Annotated in this window: 22 protein-coding genes; 11 read left to right on the top strand and 11 right to left on the bottom strand. The window is 52.9% G+C overall.

All coding sequences use genetic code 11. The features are described 5' to 3' along the window. Positions 1-115 precede the first annotated feature (115 nt). On the bottom strand, positions 116-1,054 hold the full coding sequence (locus VH187_RS17885) for a glycosyltransferase (protein ID WP_329702812.1): 939 nt from the start codon (positions 1,052-1,054) through the stop codon (positions 116-118). Between the two features lie 695 nt (positions 1,055-1,749). Here VH187_RS17885 and VH187_RS17880 point away from each other — a divergent pair. Beyond that, complete coding sequence (locus VH187_RS17880) at positions 1,750-1,995, top strand: DUF2543 family protein (protein WP_329702811.1); 246 nt, start codon at positions 1,750-1,752, stop codon at positions 1,993-1,995. Between the two features lie 51 nt (positions 1,996-2,046). On the opposite strand, the gene VH187_RS17875 is transcribed toward VH187_RS17880, so the two are convergent. Then, positions 2,047-2,433, bottom strand: a complete 387-nt coding sequence (locus VH187_RS17875) for a VOC family protein (protein WP_329702810.1) — start codon at positions 2,431-2,433, stop codon at positions 2,047-2,049. 127 nt (positions 2,434-2,560) lie between these two features. On the opposite strand from VH187_RS17875, the gene fos reads away from it, so the two are divergent. Then, complete coding sequence (fos, locus tag VH187_RS17870; protein WP_329702809.1) at positions 2,561-2,965, top strand: fosfomycin resistance glutathione transferase; 405 nt, start codon at positions 2,561-2,563, stop codon at positions 2,963-2,965. A gap of 13 nt (positions 2,966-2,978) precedes the next feature. Here fos and VH187_RS17865 read toward each other — a convergent pair whose 3' ends face one another. Then, on the bottom strand, positions 2,979-4,391 hold the full coding sequence (locus tag VH187_RS17865; RefSeq protein WP_329702808.1) for an aminotransferase-like domain-containing protein: 1,413 nt from the start codon (positions 4,389-4,391) through the stop codon (positions 2,979-2,981). 178 nt (positions 4,392-4,569) lie between these two features. Here VH187_RS17865 and VH187_RS17860 point away from each other — a divergent pair, with 178 nt between their 5' ends. Then, on the top strand, positions 4,570-4,734 hold the full coding sequence (locus tag VH187_RS17860) for a DUF1127 domain-containing protein (protein ID WP_329702807.1): 165 nt from the start codon (positions 4,570-4,572) through the stop codon (positions 4,732-4,734). Positions 4,735-4,813: 79 nt separating this feature from the next. Here VH187_RS17860 and VH187_RS17855 read toward each other — a convergent pair whose 3' ends face one another. From VH187_RS17855 to VH187_RS17845, 3 genes are all read right to left on the bottom strand, one after another. Next, positions 4,814-6,142, bottom strand: coding sequence for an IS4 family transposase (locus VH187_RS17855; RefSeq protein WP_329702806.1), 1,329 nt, complete (start codon positions 6,140-6,142; stop codon positions 4,814-4,816). Positions 6,143-6,417: 275 nt separating this feature from the next. Further along, positions 6,418-7,698: a DUF445 domain-containing protein gene (locus VH187_RS17850; protein WP_329702805.1), complete on the bottom strand. Its 1,281-nt coding sequence runs from the start codon at positions 7,696-7,698 to the stop codon at positions 6,418-6,420. Positions 7,699-7,744: 46 nt separating this feature from the next. Continuing rightward, positions 7,745-9,637 (bottom strand): potassium transporter Kup, encoded by a 1,893-nt coding sequence (locus tag VH187_RS17845; RefSeq protein WP_329702804.1) that lies wholly within the window; start codon positions 9,635-9,637, stop codon positions 7,745-7,747. Between the two features lie 312 nt (positions 9,638-9,949). Between VH187_RS17845 and VH187_RS17840 the strand changes: the two genes are divergently transcribed. The 3 genes from VH187_RS17840 (at position 9,950) to VH187_RS17830 (ending at position 12,041) form a co-directional block, all read left to right on the top strand. Beyond that, positions 9,950-11,305, top strand: coding sequence for an esterase-like activity of phytase family protein (locus VH187_RS17840; RefSeq protein ID WP_329702803.1), 1,356 nt, complete (start codon positions 9,950-9,952; stop codon positions 11,303-11,305). Positions 11,306-11,476: 171 nt separating this feature from the next. Then, entirely contained in the window at positions 11,477-11,749 is a 273-nt protein-coding gene (locus tag VH187_RS17835) for a type II toxin-antitoxin system RelB/DinJ family antitoxin (protein ID WP_329702802.1), read from the top strand. Beyond that, positions 11,733-12,041: a type II toxin-antitoxin system RelE/ParE family toxin gene (locus VH187_RS17830; protein WP_329702801.1), complete on the top strand. Its 309-nt coding sequence runs from the start codon at positions 11,733-11,735 to the stop codon at positions 12,039-12,041. The genes VH187_RS17835 and VH187_RS17830 overlap by 17 nt, the downstream gene beginning before the upstream one ends. Before the next feature lie 47 nt (positions 12,042-12,088). Here the strand turns inward: VH187_RS17830 and yjiA are convergent, their stop codons facing one another. The 4 genes from yjiA to VH187_RS17810 form a co-directional block, all read right to left on the bottom strand. After that, complete coding sequence (gene yjiA / locus VH187_RS17825) at positions 12,089-13,045, bottom strand: GTPase (RefSeq protein WP_329702800.1); 957 nt, start codon at positions 13,043-13,045, stop codon at positions 12,089-12,091. 10 nt (positions 13,046-13,055) lie between these two features. Continuing rightward, entirely contained in the window at positions 13,056-13,259 is a 204-nt protein-coding gene (locus tag VH187_RS17820; RefSeq protein WP_329702799.1) for a YbdD/YjiX family protein, read from the bottom strand. Between the two features lie 49 nt (positions 13,260-13,308). Further along, the gene (locus VH187_RS17815) at positions 13,309-15,462 is read right to left on the bottom strand and encodes a carbon starvation CstA family protein (protein ID WP_329702798.1); all 2,154 of its coding nucleotides are present in this window, start codon (positions 15,460-15,462) and stop codon (positions 13,309-13,311) included. 307 nt (positions 15,463-15,769) lie between these two features. Beyond that, complete coding sequence (locus tag VH187_RS17810; RefSeq protein WP_329702797.1) at positions 15,770-16,990, bottom strand: amino acid deaminase; 1,221 nt, start codon at positions 16,988-16,990, stop codon at positions 15,770-15,772. Between the two features lie 201 nt (positions 16,991-17,191). On the opposite strand from VH187_RS17810, the gene VH187_RS17805 reads away from it, so the two are divergent. Together VH187_RS17805 and VH187_RS17800 are read left to right on the top strand one after the other, a co-directional pair. Continuing rightward, positions 17,192-18,640, top strand: coding sequence for an N-acyl-D-amino-acid deacylase family protein (locus VH187_RS17805; RefSeq protein ID WP_329702796.1), 1,449 nt, complete (start codon positions 17,192-17,194; stop codon positions 18,638-18,640). 2 nt (positions 18,641-18,642) lie between these two features. Further along, positions 18,643-19,035, top strand: coding sequence for a RidA family protein (locus VH187_RS17800; RefSeq protein ID WP_329702795.1), 393 nt, complete (start codon positions 18,643-18,645; stop codon positions 19,033-19,035). A gap of 7 nt (positions 19,036-19,042) precedes the next feature. On the opposite strand, the gene VH187_RS17795 is transcribed toward VH187_RS17800, so the two are convergent. Beyond that, the gene (locus VH187_RS17795) at positions 19,043-19,906 is read right to left on the bottom strand and encodes a MurR/RpiR family transcriptional regulator (protein ID WP_329702794.1); all 864 of its coding nucleotides are present in this window, start codon (positions 19,904-19,906) and stop codon (positions 19,043-19,045) included. Positions 19,907-20,106: 200 nt separating this feature from the next. Here VH187_RS17795 and tsr point away from each other — a divergent pair, with 200 nt between their 5' ends. The 3 genes from tsr to VH187_RS17780 all read left to right on the top strand — a co-directional run. Next, on the top strand, positions 20,107-21,774 hold the full coding sequence (gene tsr / locus VH187_RS17790) for a methyl-accepting chemotaxis protein (RefSeq protein ID WP_329702793.1): 1,668 nt from the start codon (positions 20,107-20,109) through the stop codon (positions 21,772-21,774). A gap of 313 nt (positions 21,775-22,087) precedes the next feature. Beyond that, positions 22,088-22,705 carry an HNH endonuclease gene (locus tag VH187_RS17785; RefSeq protein WP_329702792.1) on the top strand — a complete coding sequence of 206 codons (618 nt, stop codon included), beginning with the start codon at positions 22,088-22,090 and terminating at the stop codon, positions 22,703-22,705. Between the two features lie 1,090 nt (positions 22,706-23,795). Beyond that, positions 23,796-24,098: hypothetical protein (locus VH187_RS17780; RefSeq protein WP_329702791.1), on the top strand; the 303-nt coding region annotated here is incomplete at its 3' end.

Genomic DNA, 24,098 nt, shown 5'->3' with positions numbered 1-24,098 from the left:
GAATTATCTGGATGCGAATCTCGAAGTAGCCCGTTACACATGTCGCTTGGTTTTTCGTCATTATTAAGGCATTTATCGCGAAATCGCCCATTAAAACTCTCAACGCCACATCACATCAAAACAGCTTACCCATCAGCTTAATAAAGAAAAACACATCGCTAAAACTGCTAATGCCTCTGGATAAACTGGCGAACGAAATGCACGCTTTGAAGCTGGTTCCCACGCCCGATTTATCCTGAACCCGATTGCGGTACAACCCCAAAAAATGACGCGCTTCCACTAGTGCATGTCTGTACAAAAACGCCTTTATTTTTTTGTTTTGTTCTTGTTCCGCTAACCGGATGATCTCCGCGATCACATCAACATAGCTCATTGCCCGAATATCGTAGTAATCAGGCCGATGCGTGATAGAGGCTGTGTTGCTGATATAGATATAATCATTAACATCCAATATGCAGAACCGGCCATTGCTTGCCGCGAGATGAACCGTCCAGAGAATATCTTTATGGCTCTTGCCTGCCTGGAAGCGCAGGGACTGTTGCTTTATATAGGATGACCGAACTATTTGTAGCCAGAGGTAATGCGGCCACTCACGGTGGATCACGCAGTATCGTATCCAGTCATGGCCGGACAGAGTTTGTCCATATGGCTGCTTGCGGTGCACAGCTTTTCGGTTGTGGCCTGACTTACAATGCCAGGCGTTGAAAATCATCACATCGGCACATGCCGCTACTGCAGTCTGCCATCGTGTTTCAATAAAATCGTCTGCAATATCGTCGTCGGCATCAAGGAAAACCACCCACTCTCCCCGATGAATAGCTAAGGCTGCATTGCGCGCAGCGTAGACGCCTTGATTGGTCTGCTCGATAAGGATAAGCCTGTCGTCGCTGATTTGACGTAGAATGTTGCCGGTATTATCGGTAGAACCATCGTTGACGATAATAAGCTCAATAGCAACGCGAGTTTCGCTGAGAATTTTATTAACTAAACAACTAATGGTCGCTGCGGTGTTGTACGCAGGGATAATGACACTGACGTCGATTTTATTCTTCATGTTGAACTACGATTTCCTTTCGTTATTATTTTTCTGACGTCTAATTGGGATAACCCGTTTTTCCCTAATTTCCTGGTCGCTATCAAATAATCATTCGTCGCAGAATTCATTATCGAGTGAGAGCCACCGCTCAAGGACGCTTCTTTTTTTGTTGCATCGTGCACATCTCTTCATCTTTCCGCGCCTTTATGACCTCATGATTTGGCTTACATGGAAAAGGGGCGCAACAAGCCCCGGCTGGGTAACCAACCGTAATTAAAGGCTTTATTGCAAGCTGTAAAAGATAAGGATAACTAGCCTGGGCGCAGGAAAGATAATCGTTTTTATAGATCAGTTTCACGACATCGATCGTTGGCACCAATCAATAAGGTGTATGGCTATGGGATTGGCATAATCCTTATTCCTGCAGAGATTTCGGATCTCCCTAAGCGCACTTCTTCCGTTTCTGATGCGGTATCGAGTGTTGCATCATCGAATGATTCAACCATCTCGAACTGCAATAAATATTTTTTATAACGCTATTATTCAGCAATTCAGCAATGCACTATGAAAACGTCCGGCACCCACATATCGTAGCGCGACTTCATAAGTCCCCCAACATCCCCCAAAAAACTCCCCCCCACACCCCAATCATGAGAAGATGCGCGAATCCGCCAGACGGCGTGTCCTGCACAGAAACGCGAAGAGAGTGACCTATGAGCAATGAAATCCCATTGAAGTTTTATGACATCGTTGATGAATACATGACCGAAGCGGCAGAGCCGGTGGCTGATGACGAGCGTGATTCGCTGGCGCGTTACTTCCAGGGGCTGATCACCCGCTTAATGAGTGGCGAAGAAATCAGTGAAAGCACGCAGCTTGAGCTTGCCACCGACGCGGGTATCAAGCCGCAGCGTATCGACGATATCGCTGAATTCCTCAATCGCTGGGGAAATGAATAATTCCCCCAGAAAGGAAACAAGGGATAGTGAGGATAAATCAGACCTATCCCTTCAACCCGCCACAATTTCGATCATGTTGCCGTCAGGATCGAGGATAATCGCTTCGTAATAGCCATCGCCGGTCATACGCGGGCCGCTTTTCAGGATCCCTTCTTCCTGCGCTTTCGCTGAAAGTGCATCAACCGCCTGTTTATCACCCACGTTCAGCGCGATATGCGCCCAGCCGCAGAACTCGCGGTTGTCCGGTGCGTCCGGCAGTTCAGGCAGCGTCATCAGTTCAATCGTCGGGCCATCCGTCAGCGTGATGAAATAAGACGCAAACCCCGGGCGGTTTTTGCTGAGGTATTTTTGATTCGGCCTGCCGTCGAAATAACGCTGCCAGAATGCCGCTTGCGCGTCCAAATCACGGGTCCACAGCGCCACATGTGCAATCTTCATTTTGCCTCCCTATCAATGATTCCCCCCAGTATGCAGCGGGAAATCACAGGCTGAAACCTTGTGCTATTCAGGTTGTGATCAAGCCTGCTACTCTGCGTTTTTAAGCGCATTGATGAGTAACGATTGTATGCTGACTGGCCTAAACCACCTGACGCTCGCGGTGACCGAGCTTGAACGTAGTACCGATTTTTATCAGCGCATTTTAGGTTTGCGGTTGCATGCGCGCTGGGATAACGGGGCGTATTTTAGCTGTGGTGATTTGTGGCTGTGCCTGTCGGTGGACCGCGTGGTGACTGATAAGCAGGATTACACCCACTATGCGTTCACGATTTCGTCTGCTGAATTTGACGGTTTTGCCGCGCGGTTGGCGGCCCATGAGGTGGTGGTGTGGAAAGCGAATAAGAGCGAAGGGGAGTCGTACTATTTCCTCGATCCAGACGGGCATAAGCTCGAAATCCATGTCGGCAGTCTTGCGCAGCGTTTGGCGGCCTGCCGGGAAAACCCGTATGCAGGCATGGTGTTTTTTGACTGAATGCTCTTGTGGATCACTCCATCGCCACCCGAATCGCCTCGCCGAGCTTTTCCATCACTTCGCGATGCTTTTCGTTCGGCGGCAGTGCGCAGTTGATACGCAGGCAGTTGCGGTATTTCCCTGCCGCTGAAAACAGAGAGCCGGGCGCGACCTGGATTTTCAGCTCACACAGCTGTTTGGCCACACAAACCATATCAACGATTTCTGGCAGTTCAACCCACAGCATATAACCGCCCTGAGGGCGCGTAACGCAGATCCCACAGGGGAAATACTGGCGGATCCAGCAGGTGTAGGTTTCCATATTGCTTTGATAAATTTGCCGCATTCTGCGCACGTGTCGATGGTAATGCCCTTCACGCACGAACGCCGCCACAGCCATTTGAGTGGCGGGCACGTTGGTGGCACTGGCGGCGTATTTCATGTGTAGCACGCGGTCATAATAGCGGCCCGGCACCATCCAGCCCACGCGCAAACCGGGGGCGACGGTTTTGGTAAAGGAGCTGCAAAGCAATACGCGACCATCAATATCCCAGGATTTGATAGTTCTCGGGCGCGGATAGTCATTCGCCAGTTCACCGTAAATATCGTCCTCAAAAATCGCGATGTCGTAGCGTTGCGCCAGCGACAGCACCTGGCGTTTACGGGCATCAGGCATAATGAAACCGAGTGGATTATTGCAGTTCGGTACGAGGATCACCCCTTTGATCGGCCATTGTTCCAGCGCCATTTCCAGCGCTTCGATACTGATTCCGGTTTGTGGATCGGTTGGGATTTCAATGGCTTTGATACCGAATCCGCGCAGCAATTGCATCGTGCCGTAATAAGAGGGCGACTCGACGGCGACGATATCTCCCGGCTCGCACACGGCCAGCAGGGCGATAGAGAGCGCCGCATGGCAGCCGTTGGTGATGATAATGTCATCGGCAGTCGCCAGCGTTTCGCTGTCGAGCATCAGGCGGGCTATCTGTTCACGTAGTTCGCGGCGGCCGGAAATTTCGTCATAGCTCAGCACTTCGGCGGTATTGTGCTGCACCACACGACTCATTTCGCGCCAAAGAGGTTTTAGGCTGGGCTGGCTGACATCCGGTGCGCCGCCGCCAAAAGCGGTGATCGATTTATCGCTGCGAGCATCCAGAAGCGTGAGCACTTGATCCCAATGGGTAATATCCACCGGACGCTGCGCCGGGCGGGACATCGCAGGCACTGGCGGTTGGGCCTTGCGCGGCGCGATGAAATAGCCGGAACGTGGTTGCGGGGTGATGAGCTGGAGATTTTCCAGCGTCTGATAAGCCTGCTGCACGGTGCTGATACTGACGCCGTGTTCCTGGCTGAGGGCGCGCACTGACGGTAATTTTTCCCCCTGGCGATACAGCCCTTGTTCGATGCGTTCGGCGAGCAGATTCGCCAGATGCTGATAGCGTGTCATGGCTGTATCCCTTTTCTTCACCATACAGATACGTGAACCAGTACAGATCGGCGTAAAAAACGCCGTGCAGAACCCGTTTTAACCAATCTGTATGTTAAAGAAAAGTACTATTTGAGTCTGTATTGTAAAGCCTGTTCCCGGCGATGATGTCAGCATCGATAGCGTGCGGAGGTGGCTAATGGAATTTCATGAGAATCGTGCGAAAGCACCGTTTAAATTCTATGTTTTGATGGGGCGTTGGGTGATGCAAACCTGGCGTGCGCGGCAAACGCGTCGGGCTTTGGACAAGCTCAGTGATGAACAACTAAAAGATGTCGGCCTTCGACGCGATGACTACTGCTAACCCTGAACCCGGCTCGTGCCGGGTTTTGTATTGCCAAATGACAGGCACAAAAAAGCCGCTTCAAACGAGCTAATGCCGTTCACTTAAGCTCCCGGAGCTTGTAGCTGAACGGATATTTAGGTGGAATATAAAGCACTGCACGATCATATCGTCGGTGCTTTCTTTTTTCCGGAAGAACGAAGGCTTTGACATTTTCCCTCATGGCTTTCAGGTGCTTAGGGATATTGCCCGTCGCACCTTTACCACATACACGCACCTGAGATACCAGGATATTTAACGCCGCAAGGAAGCTTATTCGTGTCGGGGCCACTCCCGCTTCTGCTGCAATATCTGTCATCTCTTTTCTCAGAAGGTTATATGACAGAAGTACTCCCCATAACTCCTGTTTCACGCCCTCCGGGAAGCGACTTCTTAGTGTGACCTCTCCTTTCAGTTGTCGCCGTTTCAGCTCCCCGTACCCCAACTCGACTTCCCAACGCGTCCAGTAAATTCGCAGTAAATCCTCCAGCGGCCAGGCAACAGGATCTGTCATAGAAGTTAAAAAGCCCGTGATTTTTCCCTTACCTCCGCCACTGATGTAGCTCACCATCCGTGCCCGCCAGACTGCCGGGAGATGCGGTGCAGCCTTGCGGGCCTGCGGAGAAACCGGCATCTCAATTAACATGTCGTAATCACTGTATCGCTCGATAACTTCATAACGAAGCTTGCTCTTAACAGGCGTCAGCCAGTGCGTGGCGGTACCAGCCTGCTGCCATTCAAGGAAAAAAGCGGCACTGAAATAGCAGCGATCAAATAGCGTCAGAGTGTGGTCAGGAGCAGAAGAAATAAGACGGTGAGCCAGCGTTAACTCACCTTCGGCCACACCACCAAATGCAGCGTCCAGAAGCATATGAGAATGGGTTGCCATCAGCCCGACCATACGGAGTTGTGGAAAAGCCCCCGTGGAGGGTTCGATAAAACCGAAGGCAGTTGCATTCTCGGGCGAGTCAGGTGTCCGAAAAAGTGTGCCATCGACACTCAGAATATGAAGTCCATGAAAAGTATCATTCCCCAGAGCAGCAGGGATCCAGGCTTCATTACAGGCATGAAAGAGGTAGCGAAGTGGGGCCTCGCCCAGACGCCGGCGCGCAGCGGTGAGTACGCTGGGGGCAAGGCTGCGATAAGCGTCATCAGGCTGAAGGACAAGATCAAGGTGGTGACAGACATCTTTAATGGATAAATCGCGCAAAAGTCCCATCATCAGAATGAGCCAGACGGCCTGTTCTGCGGGGAGACGACGGCGACGAATGCTGGCTTTTTGACAGGCAGCAAGCGCCTGGTGGATCCACTCAGGTTCAATGGAGCGGGAAAAGGCACTCATCTCAGACGAGAAGGCATTAACAACGAAATCCATATCGTGTTCAGACATAAAAAAATCCGGAGTCAGGGGCTGACTCCGGATTGTCTCTTACTGGCAGGATCGTTCAAGTACGCTTAAACGATCGGCATTAGCTTCAAACGAGCGGCTTTTTCATCATGCTGACAGGTTAGCGGCCTGTCCATCCTGGGGAATTTAGCCCTGGATGTTGCATGTACTCTGGCAATCAAACTCCACGGAAAGAAGTCTACCGTTATGTCTGTTTGCTGCAACTGACTTTCAAAAAAAAGCGTGAAGCTCCTTCCTGAAATATCCCATTATTAATCTTAGCGAAACAGCGGCATCACCACCGCCGGAAGTTGCGACAGGAGCCACAGGATCAAGCCGATAGTGCCGCCAACCAGCGTGCCGTTGATGCGAATGAATTGCAGGTCTTTACCGATATTCAGCTCAATTTGGCGCGACATATCCCGCGCATCCCAGCTTTTTACCGTGTCGCTGATATGGCGCGTCAGGAACGCGGAAAAATCAGGTGCCACACGGCGTGCGGCTTGTTCCAGATGCCCGTTGAGCGAGGCGCGTAAGGCGCTATCAGCGACCAGCGTTTCACCTAACCACAGCCCGGCTTCCGCGATGCGTTTCTGCGTTCGCGAGTCTTCCGTTTGCAGATCGTCTTTCAGCCACTGACGTAAATCCGCCCACATTTCGCCGAGATAACGGTTAAACGCTTCGTCATTTTTCAGGTAGCGCTTGATGTTCTCAGCTTTCTCGGTCATTTCCGGGTCGGCTTTCAGATTATCGATAAGCTTCATCACGGCTTTATCAAAGGCATGACGCACTTGGTGCGCGCTGTCCTGGCTGACGTCATCGAGCAGCGTATTCACCGCTTCGGTGACCATCTCTGCGCTGTGTTCGCCCAGCCATTCGGTCGGCAGCACTTTGGCTTTTAGTGGATGTTCTTTCTCCAGCCAGTGAATGATTTGCCGGGCAATAAACTCGCGGCTGCTTTCGCGCTGGAGCAGGGCGATGAGCTGTGCAATGAGCGCATCCAGCAGTTTCTGATGACGGTTATTTTTGGTCATGCTTTCCAGCATCAGCGCACTGGTGCCGGTCAAATCAACTTTATCTATTGCCTTGTGTACGGCGCGTTTGAGCAGCCCCTGAATACGTGAGTCGTCGGTCAGTTCAAGGAAACCGCTCATCACCTTAATCAAATGCTGGCCCACGCGCTGCGCGTTGTCAGGCTTGCTGAACCACTCGCCGATCATCAATGCCGGTTCATGCTTCTGGATAAGATTCACCAGCGACTGCGTATCGAGAAATTTCTCCTGCACGAAATGGCCGAGATTATCGCCAATCCGGTCTTTATTACGCGGAATAATCGCCGTATGGCGAGAAATAAACGGCAACGGAACGCGGCGAAACAGTGCCACCACGGCAAACCAATCGGCCAGCGCCCCGACCATCGCCGCTTCGGAAATGGCCTTTAACGCCCCGACCCACGGCACAGGTGGCAGGAACAGCGTGGTGATGAAAATAACTGCCGCAACCAGCAGTAATGAGAGCGCCAGCAATTTGGCGCGTTTGAGTTCAGTGACTTTATCCATGCCTTAAGCATAGAGCGGGACGGCGGTGAAGTGCAAAGGTTGCGCGTTAAATCGCCACCCGGCGGCTGATTTCCACCACCTGATCACCAGGCAGATGATAGTAGTGCGTCGCGTGCGTGCAATTGCGCGCCATAAAAGCAAAACAGCGGCGCTGCCATTTGGCGATGCCTTGCCCGTCCTCGCGCCCGACGATGGTTTCATGACCCAAATAATAGGTCGCGTCAGCCAGTTCAAACGGGCAGTTCCGTTTGCTGATTTCGTGTTGCAAAGCCGGAATGTTCGGGCGTTCCATAAAGCCGTAATAGGCCACTGCGCGCCAGTAATCCGGTGCCGATTTGCGGATAACCAGCCGGTTTACATTAGCAATGTGCGGCACGTTGAGAATGGTGACAGTCAGCGCCAGCACCTGCTGTTGCAGAGCACGATTACGGATGACGTGCCAGCGCATCACCGGAGGTACGCCGCTTTGCGAGCGGGTTAAAAACACTGCTGAGCCGGGACCGCGCGGGATCTTATTTTCGTGCAGCTTGTCGAAGAACGTCTCCACATCCATGCCGATATCGTTCAGCGAACGCAGCGTGGCGGCGTGGCCGCGATGCCAGATAACCATCACCGAGCAAATCACGGCGGCCAACAGCAGTGGAATATAACCGCCCTCCAGCACCTTGATCAGATTGGCGATCAGGAAACAGGTGTCGATGGTCAGGAACAAAAGAGCAACCAGCGCGCTGGCGGTGCGGTTCCAGTGCCAAATCCGCCGCATCGCCACGTATAGCAGGCCGGAGGTCATCAACATAGTCAGCGATACCGCGATGCCGTAGGCGGCGGCCAGGTTATCGGACGATTTAAAGAACACCGCCAGAAACACCGTCGCGATCATCAACAGCCAGTTCACGATGCCAATATAAATCTGGCCGTAATTGTCCTCTGCCGTTTGCTTAATCAGCAGGCGCGGCAGCCAGCCAAGTTGAATGGTCTGGCGAGTCATCGAGAACGCGCCGGTAATGATCGCCTGACTGGCGATGATGGTGGCAAGCGTTGCCAGAATGACCAACGGAATTTGCAGCGCGGACGGGCAAAGGCGGAAAAAGATGTTGTGGCTGATATCGGCACCCGAAAGCAGCAGCGCGGATTGCCCGGCGTAGTTGAGCACCAGGCTCGGAAACACCAGGCCAAACCACGCCATCCAGATAGGTTTTTTGCCGAAATGGCCCATGTCGGCGTACAGCGCTTCGGCCCCGGTCACGCATAAAAATACGCCGCCGAGCACCAGAAAACTGACGAAGCCGTTCGACAGCAAAAAATGCACGCCGTAATAGGGATTTATCGCCATCAACACCGCCGGATGTTGGGCGATGCCCCAAATGCCGAGTGCGGCGATAGTCACGAACCACAACGTCATGATTGGGCCAAACACGATGCCGATTTTGGCCGTGCCAAACGGTTGAATGGCGAACAGCGCAATCAGAATCGCGACGGTGCCCGGCAGGATCAGATGTTGGCCTTCGGGGAAGACGATCTTTAATCCCTCCAGCGCCGACAGCACGGAAATTGCGGGTGTAATCGCCCCATCGCCATAGATCAGCGCCGCGCCCAGCAGCCCGGCGAAAATGATCAGCCCGCGACCTTTACCGTTATGCTGCAACAGCGACATCAGCGCCATGATCCCGCCCTCACCACGGTTATCAATACGCATCGCAAACGCGGCGTATTTGATTGAGGTGATGAGGATCAGCGTCCAGATAATCAGCGACAGCAGGCCGAGAATAATGTCCGGCGTAGGGCTGTTGCCGGAAAGCAGAATCACGGTTTTCAGGGTATACAGCGGGCTGGTGCCGATATCGCCAAATACCACGCCGAGCGCGCTCCCTGCCAGCAAAAATGTCTTCGGCGATTTGTGCCCGCTAGTTGTTGCCGTCGCCAGTGCCGCCTGGTCCATGCCAACGTCCTGTGAATCAAAAGGGATTTGTTTACTATAGCCCTGAATGGTTCATCGGACGGTGAGGGGCGATTATTCGTCGCGTTTACTGATAGCTTTTTATGAGTCATTGACAGGTTGAGCAATGAAAATTCAAGAATTAGCGGTTAGGCAGGAGGAGTGATGGTGAAATTAGCATGGGAGAAATGTGATGGGGTTTAGCTGAGATAGGGGGCTGGATTGTTATGAGAGCAACAACCGTCACCATTATGTCATCTCTCTGTCATTTTCCATTTTTATGGTGTTACGCACTCATAAAAAGGTGCTAACAACATGAAAATCAAACTTCTCCCTCTGGTCATCAGCAGTGCACTTTCCTTCTCCGTACTTGCCGCTGAACCCACCGCCGAGCGCTATGTGGTGAGTTTCCCGGAAGGCTCGCATATCAATTACAACGGCGCTTTTGCCAGTGCGTTTCCTAATGGATTGCCGGTGGGGGTTGGCTCCGGCCTGCTGTTTACCGGTAAACAGGGCGATGCGCTGACGTTTGCGACAGTGACTGATCGCGGCCCGAATGCCGATTCGCCGAGTATCGGCAAGCAGGAAGCGAAGATTTTTGTGACCCCGGAATTTGCACCGCTGCTGGTTTCTCTGCGTGTCGAAAACGGCAAAGCTGAGGCCAGCAACGTCCGCCCTTTGCATGATGACAAAGGCAATATCAATGGTTTACCGCTGCAAAGTGGCGTGATTGGCTCGACGAACGAAGTGGCGTTCAGCGACACTTTGCAGAAGCTGACCGGCGATAACCGTGGGCTGGACGTGGAAGGCATCACGCCGGACGGCAAGGGCGGTTACTGGCTGTGTGACGAATACGGCCCGTTCATCATCAATATCGACAACAGCGGTAAGATCCTCGCGATGCATGGCCCGCAGGCGGCTGATGGCGAGAAATCCATTGCCGGTGGTCTACCAAATATCATCCAGTGGCGTCAGCCAAACCGTGGCTTTGAGGGGATAACCCGCCTACCCGATGGGCGCATTATCGCGGCGGTGCAAAGCACGCTCGATATAGACGGTAAAAGTAAGAAGAAAGCGGTGTTTACCCGCCTGGTGAGTTTCGATCCAGTTAGCGGCAAGACGGCGATGTATGGCTACCCAATTGACGACGTTTACAGCAAAAACAGCGATGCCAAAATTGGCGATATCGTGGCGCTGGATAACGATCATATTCTGCTGATCGAACAGGGCGGCGATAAAAATGACGTCATGCGCAATAACATCTACAAAGTGGATTTGAGCAAGGCTACCGATCTTTCTGCGTTCGATAAACCCGGCGAGTATCCGGAGTTCGATGACGCACAGAAACTGGCGCAGCGCGGGATCACGCTTGCCAGTAAAACCCTGGCAGTCGATCTTCGTAAACTCGGCTGGCAGCAGGAAAAAGCGGAAGGTCTGGCGCTGATCGATGGCAAAACGCTGGCGGTGGCAAACGATAACGACTTCGGCGTGAAAACGACGCTGCAAAACCCGGTCGAAGGGAAAAAGCTGAAAGATTATCGGGTGAATGAACAGGGCAAATTGACCGTAGATGACAAGGTGGTTGCCACAACGATCGGCGTGAAACCACTGGAAAAACCAGAGTCGGACAGCGAGCTGTGGGTAGTGACGTTGCCTGAGTCTTTACTCTAGTGCTAAACAAAAATGCCCGATGGCGCTGTGCTTATCGGGCCTACAGTTGCCATGGTAATCCCCACGACGCTGCGCCTTTAGCAAATTTAAAGTGGGCATTTTCTCATCAATTGTCTGGGCGGTGAGCATTTTTGTGGCTACAATGTAGCTACAAAAGTAAAGGAGGGAAGGATGGATTCCATTATCCGATCGCGTATTGATAGTGAACTAAAAGCGCGTGCAGGCTCGGTGCTGGACAGCATTGGTCTTAACTGGAGCACGGCGATTCGACTGTTTGCGGAGCAAATTGTACAAAACGAGGGGATCCCTTTCGAGGTTAAGCGCCAACCGACAGCGAGATTGCGCAGAGCCATGAAGGAGACTGATGAGATGATGATGCACCAGAACGGACGCTTCGACGGTGTTGATGAGCTAATGGACAGCTTAAATGACGGAAAAAGCTAAGCGGGCACCGCTTCCTTATCGCTCTGATTATACAAAGTCTTTCGTGAAAGCCTGGGAAAGGTATAACAGAGCGGGTCGTCGGGATATGCATCAGGCAGTTGCTGTCATAGCGCAAATCCTTTCTACTCAACCTTTACCTGCAGAATTCTGCGATCATGCCCTGGGCGGTGATATGCAGGGTTACCGCGAGCTTCATATCGGCGGAGATTACCTACTGATCTACAAAATTGATGTGAGTAAACATCTGGTTATTTTTACCGATCTCGGTACTCACGCCGAACTCTTTGATTAAACGCATTTCTCCCGAATCCTCTCCTCGCTGAGGAGAGGGGGATTTTTCTAGCGTTTCAACCCCGCAAAAGCCGCACGAATTTCCTCTTCCGGTAGCTGCACGCCGATAAACACCAGCACGCTGTGCGGGGTTTCATCGCCCCACGGGCGGTCCCAGTCGGCACTGTAAAGGCGCTGTACGCCCTGGAACAGCAGGCGATTCGGTTCACCATCAATCCACAGCATTCCTTTGTATCGCAACAGTTTGTCGGCGAAATCAAGCAACAGATTTTCCATCACCCGCGACACGTCACTTATGTCGACGGGATAATCCAGTTCGACCACAATCGACGAGATGTCGTTTTGCTTGTCCGCCATAAAATGGAAGCGTGGCTTTGGCTGAATGACGTTTTCTTCCAGCATGAAACCGTTGGTGTTGAACAGCAGCGCCAGGTCGATATCACCGTGGGTGACGGTGTGGATCGGTGCGCGCGCGTTGATGCGGTTCAGACGTTCACACAGTTTTTCGCTGTCGCCTGCGACGTCGGTTTTGGTCAGCAAAATACGATCCGCATAACCCACTTGCGATTGCGCGAGGGTGAACTGATTCATCTGATCGTCGGCGTGAACGGCATCGACGAGGGCGATCACACCGTCGAGCAGGTAGCGTTCGCAGAGGATCTCGTGGGAGAAAAAGGTCTGCACGATCGGGCCGGGATCGGCCATGCCGGTGCATTCGATAATTAATCTGTCGAACTCAATGTCACCGCGATCGCGGGCATCGAGAAGATCCAACAACGCGTCTTCCAGCTCGTTGGATTTGCTGCAACAGATGCAGCCGTTGGTCAGGGTTTTGATCTGCGTGGCGCGATCGCCCACCAATTGGGTATCGATCGAGACTTCGCCGAATTCGTTTTCGATGACGGCGATTTTTAAACCGTGCTGTGCGTTGAGAATGTGGCGCAGCAGGGTGGTTTTGCCTGCGCCGAGAAAACCGGTCAGTAAAGTGACTGCAATCGGGGTCATCGTTTCTCCTTTAGCAGCAGCGTATGCCGCCTTCTCCACCGCCGCCGTAGCGTGCCTGTTGGCGCTCGCGGAAGAATTCTTCGTAGGTCATGTACGGCTTATCCGGATGGTTGGTCTGCATATGTTCGACGTAGTTGTCGTAATCCGGGATGCCAATCAGCATCTTTGCCGCCTGACCGAGATATTTTTTGGCCTGCCCTAAGTTACCAAACATTGCTCACCCTGATAAGAATAAAGCCCCGCAGGTGCGGGGCTGGTCATTATTAATGGTGTGAAGAGGTCTTCACGCCGCCTTCAGGCACCGGCACGTACGGCGTCTCTTTGTCGGTACGCGCGTCGATGGCGCGCGCCTTCATCCAGGTTTTAATGCCGTAGAAGATGATGCTGTACACCACCACCAGGAACAGAATACTCAAGCCTGCGTTGGTGTAGTTGTTCACCACGATATGGTTCATGTTGGCAATCTGTTGCGCGGTGAGATCCCCGCCACCAGCGGCGATTTTCTCTTTGTACTGCTTCGCCATGAACAGGAAGCCTTCCAGCTGTGGGTTGGTGCTGAACAGTTTCAGGCCAAGCGCCCAACTGGTACACAGCAGCAGCCACAGCGCCGGAACCACCGTTACCCAGATGTATTTGGTGCGCTTCATTTTCACCAGTACGACGGTGCCTAGCACCAGCGCCACGGCGGCCAACATCTGGTTAGAGATACCGAACAGCGGCCACAGGCTTTTCACGCCGCCGAGTGGGTCAACAACGCCCTGATACAGCAGATAACCCCACAGGCCTACACAACCAGCCGTTCCTGCTACACCCGCGATGAACGAGTCCGTTTTCTTGAGGAATGGCACGAAGTTACCGAGCAAATCCTGCAGCATGAAGCGACCCGCACGCGTACCCGCGTCAAGTGCTGTGAGGATAAACAGCGCTTCGAACAGAATGCCGAAGTGATACCAGAAGCCCATATCGGCCCACGGCAGCACTTTGTGGAATACATGTGCGATACCGACGGCAAGCGTAGGCGCGCCACCGGCACGATTCAGAATCGACGGTTCGCCGATATCTTTCGCGGTCTGCATGATTTGCTCAGGCGAAATCACGAAGCCCCAGGAGCTGACGGTCGCCGCCGCGTGGATGCTGGCATCTTTCAACTGCGCCATGATCATTGCCGCGTTTTCGCCGCCCATCTCATGCAGGTTCGGCATGGTGATGCCAAGACCTGCTGGTGGCGTGTTCATTGCGAAGTAGAGACCCGGCTCGATGATAGACGCCGCTACCAGCGCCATGATCGCCACGAAGGACTCCATCAGCATGGCGCCATAACCAATCAGACGCGCGTCTTTCTCGTTCGCCAGCAGCTTCGGCGTGGTGCCGGAAGCAATCAGCGCATGGAAGCCAGACACCGCGCCACAGGCGATGGTGATGAACAGGAACGGGAACATCGCGCCTTTCCACAGCGGACCAGTACCGTCGATGTACTGCGTCACGGCAGGCATTTTCAGTTCCGGATTGAGGATGACGATCCCCAGCGCCAGGCCGACAATCACGCCGATTTTCAGGAAAGTCGCGAGATAGTCGCGCGGCGCCAGAATCAGCCACACCGGTAGCAGCGCGGAGATAAACGCGTAGCCAATCAGCGCGAAGGTGATGGTGGTGTCTTTAAAGGTCAGCGCCGGGCCCCAGTACGGGTCGTGAGCAATCACACCGCCGAACCAAATGGAGGCGACTAATAAGATGATACCGATAACCGACACTTCACCCACACGGCCTGGACGCAGGAAGCGCATGTAAATGCCCATAAACAGCGCAATCGGCACGGTAGAGCAGACGGTAAACACACCCCACGGGCTTTCGGCTAGCGCTTTCACCACGATCAGTGCCAGCACCGCGAGGATGATGATCATAATCAGGAAGCAGCCGAATAACGCAATCGAACCCGGTATGCGGCCCATTTCCTCTTTCACCATTTCGCCGAGCGACGAACCGTTACGGCGCGAGGAGATAAACAGCACCATAAAGTCCTGCACCGCCCCGGCGAGCACCACGCCCGCCAGCAGCCACAAGGTGCCAGGCAGGTAACCCATTTGTGCTGCCAGCACTGGGCCGACCAGCGGACCAGCACCTGCGATGGCCGCAAAGTGGTGACCAAACAGCACGTAGCGGTTGGTCGGCACGTAGTTCAGCCCGTCGTTGTTGATAACCGCAGGTGTGGCGCGGGTTCCATCGAGCTTCATCACTTTTTGAGCGATGTAGAGGCTGTAGTAGCGATAGGCCACCAGATACACCGAGACCGAGGCGACCACGATCCACAGGGCGCTGACGTGCTCGCCGCGGCGTAGGGCAACCACCGACAGGCAGAATGCCCCGATGATCCCGATGATGACCCACGGCACATGTTTGAGAAGTTTCTTCATATCCATAGTTAAAAACCTGGCGTTTATAAGAATGAGTTAAGTGTTGGTAGTGCAACTGGAGGTATTGATGCTGCGGCTATGGTGCCAGAGCCATGCGCGCGAAGAAGGACGAAAATCCGTGAGCGGTTGTATAAGCGGTTAAGCGGTATTTTGTTGGAATGAGCGGTTTGTGGAGCGGCGAAAGGGGAGTGAATATGTGATTGAGGTCACAAGAGAAAAACATCGCCCGGTGGCGCTGCGCTTACCGGACCTACGTGATGAAACAGGTTTTGTAGGCCCGGCAAACGCAGTGCCGCCGGGCAATTGCACAGGATCAGAACAGCGTATCCAGCTCTTCCAGCACGTTGTAGGCGTCATCCACCAGTAACAGCGTTTTCCATTTATCAAACGTCAGGCACGGATGTGAGGTACCGAACACCAGAATATCGCCAACCTGCACGTCGCTGCCCGCCGCGAGTTTCAGCATGCAGTGCTGGTCCATGATCCCGGTGCTGGTGATAGCACCTCGCGTGAGCGGCAGCGATTCGCCGTGACGATAATGGGCGACAGGCTGCGGCAATCCTGCGTCGAAGGCGCTGTCGCGCTTGCCGAAATTGACCACCGCGCGGTCGGCTTCCGGGACTGACTGCACCATCGCGACCAGTTCCAGCGCGGAAGCCAGGTCACCGCCCAAATCGCAGGCCACATTATCGCGGGCTTTCAGTTGGTGTTGGGCTTCGTCGTAAATTCCCGCGTCATGCGTGATATAGCAACCTGGGCGAATGACGATCCGGCACTGTTGCGGTTTTTCAGCCGCCAGCCAGATATTGCACACCACGTCATACCAGACGGTGCCTGCGCCGGTCAGAATAAATTCACCGTCGACGTAGCGTTCCATTTCACAGGCCAGTTTTGCCGCGTCTCGCAGCAGCGCTTCCACCTGCGGCTGCGGGTTATCGCCGTGCAACACACCTTCGTACAGCTCCAGCCCACGCAGGCGTAAGCCTGGCAATTCTGCAATTTTTTGTGCCAGCGCTAGCCCTTGCTCAGTGGTACGACAGCCGCAGCGCCCGCCAGGCACGCCGAGCTCGACCATCACATCCAGCACCAAATTCTGCGCGGCGAAGAAAGCAGAGAGCGTGCTGGCGTTGGCTTCGCTGTCGACGCAGCAAACAAAATCGGTGTCGCGGTAGTGCTGTTTCAGTTGGGCGACGACCTGCATATTCGCTTTACCGACAAGCTGATTGACCATCAGCACGCGCTTCACGCCGCTCGCCATCGCCGCGCTGGCTTGCCAGGCGCTGCCGACGCCAATCGCCCATGAACCGGCCTGCTGCTGCGCCTGAAAAATCCACGGCGTCATGGTGGTTTTACCGTGCGGGGCAAGTGACACACCGCGTGCGTCCGCATAGCGCTGCATCCAGCGAATGTTGTTTTCCAGGGCTGATTTTTTGATGACGGCGGCGGGTAAACACACGTCTTCTGCCAGCACGTTGGCAGGGGAAAAGAGGATCGCAGATTTGTGAGGGACAACCGTATCGGAGTGGTATTTCATTTCACGTTCCTTATCGGGTAGGCAAGTTGTTGTGTTTTTGTATCACTGATAATCTTGTGAAATATAATGATATTTTATAATTTTAAGGCTGGATGTGAATAAAAGTATCATTTTTTGTTAGCTTCTTTGCGTAGTTTTTCACTGTTTTTGTGGCTTGTAAATGGTTAACTTGTCCGCAGAACAGAATCAAAGTGAGGCGTTATGAAGGTGGACTGGCTGTTTAAAAATGTCACCGTGGTGGACGGCAGCGGCGGACCGCAATACCACGCCGATGTGGCGGTAGAAGGCGAGCGCATTGTGGCGATCGCCCCGGCGTTAAGCGTTGAGGCGAAACACACCGTTGACGGTGAAGGGCGCGTGCTGTCGCCTGGCTTTATCGATGTGCATACCCACGACGATATCAACGTGATCCGCATCCCTGAATACCTGCCGAAAATCAGCCAGGGCATCACCACGGTGATTGTCGGCAACTGTGGGATCAGCGCGGCGACCGCAACCATGAAAGGCGACGTACCGGACCCGATGAACCTGCTGGGTGAGAAACCGCACTTTATTTATCCCACAGTGGAAGCCTACGCCCACGCGGTGGAAGAGGCGCGCCCTTCGGTGAATGTCGGCACACTGATTGGTCACACCGCGCTGCGTAATAACCATATGGATGACCTCTTCCGCACGGCGACGGAAAGTGAAATCGCCGGAATGCGGGGGCAGTTGCGGGAAGCATTACAACAGGGCGCGCTCGGGCTGAGCACCGGGCTGGCCTACTCCAGTGCCAATCAAGCCTCCACCGAAGAGGTGATGGCGCTTGCAGAAGAACTGGCGGTGGAGAAGGGGATTTACACCACGCATCTGCGCTCTGAATTTGAACCCATTCTTGAGGCGCTCGACGAAGCGTTTCGCATCGGCCGCCACGGTAAAGTGCCTGTGGTGGTGTCGCACCACAAATGCGCCGGGGCGAAAAACTGGGGGCGAACCAGGGAGACATTGGCGTTCTTTGACAAGATGCGCCACCACCAGGATATTTCCTGCGATTGCTACCCTTATTCGGCGAGCTCATCGACGCTCGATATGAAACAAATCACCGACGAATTCGACATTGTGATCACTTGGTCGGAGCCGCATCCGGAAGTCGCCGGGCAAACGCTACAACAGATTGCCGAAAGCTGGCAGATGACGCTACAGGAAGCCGGTGCGTTGCTGATGCCTGCGGGGGCCATTTACTACAACATGGACGAGCAGGATGTGCGCCGGGTAATGCGCTATCCGGTGACGATGATTGGTTCAGACGGCTTGCCGAATGACCCGATGCCGCATCCGCGTCTGTGGGGGGCGTTCCCGCGCGTGCTCGGGCATTACTGTCGAGATGAGCAACTCTTCCCACTGACTCAGGCGGTACACAAGATGACTGGTTTGTCGGCGGCGCGTTTTCAGCTCCCACAGCGCGGGCTGGTGAAAGTGGGTTACTACGCCGATTTGGTGCTGTTTGACCCACTGACGGTGCGCGACGTTGCCAGCTTTTCCGACCCGAAACAACCGGCGGCGGGCATTGAGGCGGTGATGGTCAACGGCGTAATGAGTTATGGTAGTGATAAACGTATTATCGGACGCGCGGGGCGATTCCTGCGACGTCAGGACACTGTTAAGGAGTAAGTATGAGCATTAAACGTTACGGCGTGGAAGGTGGAACCGGCACGGGTGGACAGCATCTGCCGTTTGCCCGCGCAGTAGAAGCCGGTGGCTGGCTGTATGTGTCCGGCCAGACGCCAATGAAAGACGGCGAAGTCGTTGAAGGCGGCATTGTTGACCAGTCGCGTATTGCGATCCAGAACTGCGTCGACATCATGACCGAAGCGGGTTACACCCTGGCGGACGTGGTGCACGTCAAAGTGATCCTCACCGATTCGCGCTATTTCCAGTCGTTTAACAAAGTCTTCCGTGAATTCTTTGGCGAATATCCACCGGCACGTATTTGTTGCGTGGCGGATTTGGTGGTCGACTGTAAAGTTGAAGTCGATGTGACCTGTTATAACGCTTCAAGAATATAAGACATTATTAATCACCAAGCGGTTGGCGGTCTGCGCCGCCGCGATGGCTGTCCAGCACCAGTTTAATGCGGCGCATCCTGTCTTTTGCTTGTGCCTTGTTCGCCATTGCCAGTTCAGTGGCGAGAACATCTACCATTGCCAGCATCGCGTAGCGTGAAGTGCTTGGTTTAAAGATGTAGTCGTTTTCTTGCACCAGCAGCGGCAGCACCAGTTCAGCGTGTTCTGCGAGTGGCGTGTTTTCAGGCGTAATGGCAATCACTTTCGCGCCGTACTGACGTGCAATAGCTGCGCTTTCGGTAATTTCTGGTGTAAACCCGCCCAATGACAGCGCCACGACCACATCCTGCGGCGTCACCGATGAACACATCATTCGCACCAGCAGGCCATCGTTCTGGCTCACCACCGGCAGGCCAAGCCGGAACAGGCGATACTGCATTTCCTGGGCGCAAATCGTTGAACCGCCGCCCATGCCAATGGCGAGAATTTGTCGGGCGTTGCTGAGCCAGTCTACCGCCTGATTAAGGGAAGTGGCGTTAAGCGCGCGGCGGTTGGTTTCCAGCACGTTGATAATCGATTCGTAAATTCCCTGAACGCCTTCCAGATCTGGCACATCGAGAATAAAACGTTGCCCAACGGCCATCGACTGCGCCAGTTTCAGCTTTAAATCACGCACATCTTTGCAGCCAAGCGCACGGGCAAAACGGGTGACGGAAGCCTGACTGGTATTGGTCAGCCGCGCCAGCTCGGCAATCGGCAACTCTGCGGCGCTGGCAACATCGTCGAGAATAAACTGGGCGATCCGCTTTTCGGTGGCGGTCAGCGCCATAAAGCGATCGGTGATGCAGGAGATGATGTCGATTGTCCAGGCCATGGGCAGTATCACTGAATTGATTAAGAATGGTACTTTGTACCACAAATCCGTGGATACCGCAGCCCGACACGGGCGTAGACGTTCGCGTTCAATCGCGCAACTGAATATGCGGTATTTCTTCGTGATGGCCCTTCAATTTCTTTAAAGTTTTCCCTTTTCAGGCCGAATTAACTATCAACTTCCCAATGGAAAGAGAAAAAATGTTAAACCGTATCAAAATTATCACCAGCCTCGTGCTGGTTTTGGTCTTATTTGGCCTGCTACAACTGACATCCGGCGGCCTGTTCTTTAACGCGCTGAAACACGACAAAGAAAACTTCACCGTTCTGCAAACCATTCGCCAGCAGCAATCCACGCTGAATGGCAGTTGGGTGGCATTGCTGCAAACCCGTAACACCCTCAACCGTGCCGGGATCCGTTACATGATGGATCAGAATCATATTGGTAGCGGCGCAACGGTTACCGATCTGATGCAAATCGCCAGCAAATCGCTGGATGAAGCGGAAAAGCGCTGGGCTGAATATGAAGCGCTGCCACGCGATCCACGCCAGAGCGAAGCGGCGGTACTTGAGATCAAGCGTAACTACGATATTTACCACGGCGCGCTGGCGGAGCTTATTCAGCTTTTGGGTGCAGGCAAAATCAACGACTTCTTCGATCAGCCAACCCAGGGTTATCAGGATGGGTTTGAAAAAGCCTACGTCAATTATCTGACGCTCAACGATCATCTTTATGAACTGGCGGTGGAAGACAACAGCAGCTCCTACAACCAGGCCATCTGGGTGCTGGTCAGTGTGCTGATTGCGGTGCTGGCGGTGATCGTGGCGGTGTGGATGGGGATCCACAAAGCACTGATCCAGCCGTTGTCTCGCGTGATCGACAGCATTCGTCACATCGCGGGTGGCGATCTGGTGAAACCTATCGATGTACACGGCAGCAATGAAATGGGTCAACTGGCTGATTCTCTGCGTCATATGCAGGGTGAGCTGGTGCGTACCGTTGGCGAAGTGCGTAACGGCGCAGACGCGATTTACAGCGGCGCGAGTGAAATCGCGATGGGTAACAACGATCTCTCTTCCCGTACTGAACAGCAGGCGGCTTCGCTGGAAGAAACCGCCGCCAGCATGGAAGAGCTGACCGCGACGGTGAAACAGAACGCCGAAAACGCCCGTCAGGCGAGCCATCTGGCGCTGAGCGCGTCAGAAACCGCGCAGAAGGGCGGTAAAGTGGTGGATAACGTTGTGCAGACTATGCGCGACATTACCAGCAGTTCGCAGAAAATTGCTGACATTATCAGCGTAATCGACGGCATTGCCTTCCAGACCAATATTCTGGCGCTGAACGCGGCAGTCGAAGCGGCACGTGCAGGCGAGCAGGGCCGTGGTTTTGCGGTCGTGGCGGGTGAAGTGCGTAACCTTGCGCAGCGCAGCGCTCAGGCGGCACGCGAGATCAAGAGCCTGATTGAAGACTCTGTCAGCCGTGTGGATATCGGCTCGACGCTGGTTGAAAGCGCGGGTGAAACCATGGATGAGATCGTCAATGCGGTGACGCGCGTGACGGACATTATGGGGGAAATCGCATCGGCTTCTGATGAGCAAAGCCGTGGTATCGATCAGGTGGGCCTGGCGGTGGCAGAGATGGACCGTGTGACGCAGCAGAACGCCTCGCTGGTGGAAGAATCTGCTTCTGCGGCGGCAGCGCTGGAAGAGCAGGCGAGTCGTCTGACGCAGGCGGTGGCGGTGTTTCATATTCAGCAGTCGCAGCGTACAGCGAAACGTGAAACCTCTGCATTGAAAACCCCATCTCCGGCCCCAACGTTGCGCAAAGCCGCCGCGACGGACAGCGGTGAAAACTGGGAAACGTTCTGACGCAACAATGCCCGGCGGTGATTGTGCTGCCGGGCGTAGCTGGCAATCGATAGTTGTGAGGATGGAGCTACAGGCTAAGGGAATAGGTTTGCTGGGCTGGATGAGCGGGATTTGCGGGTGAGACACACTATGCGTAGTGCTTGGCCTGATATCTAAAGGCGTTATGTCTGCCTGGTGCCAAAAGCGGAAGTTGCATGTTCTAATCTTATGGTAGGATCAGCCCCTGTGACTGTGCGTTCAAAAAGCATGACAGTTTTGTACAAGGATTAATATTTGTTAAATCTGCCTAAGATTACTATTTCTCGGGGGTTTTATGGTTGAGCATGAATTTGATTATATAGATTTCTTGGTATCCAATGGTTTACAACGGCAAAGTGCAAATAGCTACAGACGTTATTTGATTTCTGTATCAAAACATCTCCAGATAGATATAAATAGAAGCACGATTTCTTCTGAGGAAAAAGTTTCCAACATTATTGACAAAATGTCAGGAGGGTATTATGCGGATAGTTTTGTGAATAACTGTGGTACAGCATTGAGACGATATTTAAAATTTGTTAACAGAAAACAAGATTATTTTTCTTATCCAGAGGAAATAGTCAACCCCTCCGCATATATTGAGGGTGCAAAAAAACAAGTTGTTGTCAATTCATACGAAAGAGACCGAGATGCAAGAAATAAAGCAATTGAAATTCACGGGATGAATTGTTTTATTTGTGATATGAGTTTTGAGGATGTCTATGGCGAAATTGGCGTTGGTTTCATACACGTACATCACTTGAAACCACTTCATACAATAGATAAAGAATATAATGTAGATCCTGAGTATGATTTGATTACTGTATGCCCCAACTGTCATGCTATGATTCATAGGCTTAAAGAACAGCCATCAAAAGAAGATCTTAAGAAGTTAATAAAAAAGGCTATCTAAAGCATAACGCTTGTCAGTTAATGAAATGAGGCTCGATAATTCGGGCCCCTGATAAAGCAGATTAGGGCAGAAACCCTGATTCCTTCGTTTTCTTTCTAAACATAATATGAATTCATATTTATTAAAGCTCTTAACCGCTTGGTATTACATCTAAGGTAAGGGGTTATTTTCATTTCTGGCTCAAAGCTGACCTTTATCTACATTAGCTTGTCCGCTCCGTGCCAAAAGCGTACGCTAGCGCGTCATAACGATTTCAGGATTACCCATGTAATGGCTTTGTAGTTCAAACTAACGTTATCGGAATATTATCCCGCCACATCCTGAGTAAATTGCTTTTAAAGAAATAATTTTTTTGCGTCGTTGAAAAGAAGAAATTCGTATATGTCTAAGATTAAGTTTGAACTAAGGCGTGGAAGCGATGTGCTACGTGATGGCATGTATCTGGAATTATCTGTTTGTGAGACATCTCCTTTACGGCAAGTTGCTGAAATTTTCTATTCTGACGTTACATATGAATACTTTTTGACCTGCTACGAAGAGAATATACCTCTTGAAGCAGTGGGGAAATTGATTTCGGAGGCGAGGATATCTCTACCGCCAGTGAAGCAAGAATAATAAAAATCCGCATAGCAGAGACCACATTTCAAGATCCGCTCCTCGCTCTTAGCGGTCAGACAAGCTCTTTTACAGCTAAACATCCACCTTCTTTTTAGGTCATTAGCAAACCAAATAACAACTCACAACTCATTGATTTAAATGATGTAACACCTAAACCCAGTTACATCCCAAAATGAGAACCTCCTTCCGGGAATAACCCTTGTCGATATCCGGTTATCGCCGTATTCTTCTTTCGCACCTGCAAAATCAGGTGTCGGGATTAGCCTCCTGATATAAAATCTTCGACGACACAATGGCGCGTTAGCGCTTTTTTGTGTCGTGCGCACGGCTGCACTTCTATGGTGAGCCGGGCGAGGGCGTCGTAAGACGCGCTGGGTCGGAGATTCCAGTAAGGCTAACCTCGTTCGGCCCGCCACCCGTGAGATTAGCCTCTCTGTGGCGGTCATAAATCTCTTTCTCCGGAGGTCGCCTTATGACTTCAAGCCTTACACAAGACCGCGACGTACTCACCATCCCCTTTAGCGCCGCAACAGATTTTACCGATCTGGCCGATTGCTGCGATCGCTTTGCTGAAACCCTGATTGACTGTGAGGATCCGGTCTGTAAGTTGGCACTATTGGGCCGGATCGGGGCCTGTCTGGCGCTGCTGCGTCCGACGCTCAACGAGCCTATCCCGCCGCATTTGATTGCGCGTTTCACCGTTGAAACACTCCCCGATCCGCAACAATTTTTCGAACCGGATGCCGAAGCGCTGTGCGACTACTGCCAGACTCTG

Source organism: Scandinavium sp. (genome assembly GCF_036271055.1).
Classification (GTDB): domain Bacteria; phylum Pseudomonadota; class Gammaproteobacteria; order Enterobacterales; family Enterobacteriaceae; genus Scandinavium.
Note: the sequence above shows the minus strand (reverse complement) of the source record. Positions and strands in the feature narration are given on the sequence as shown.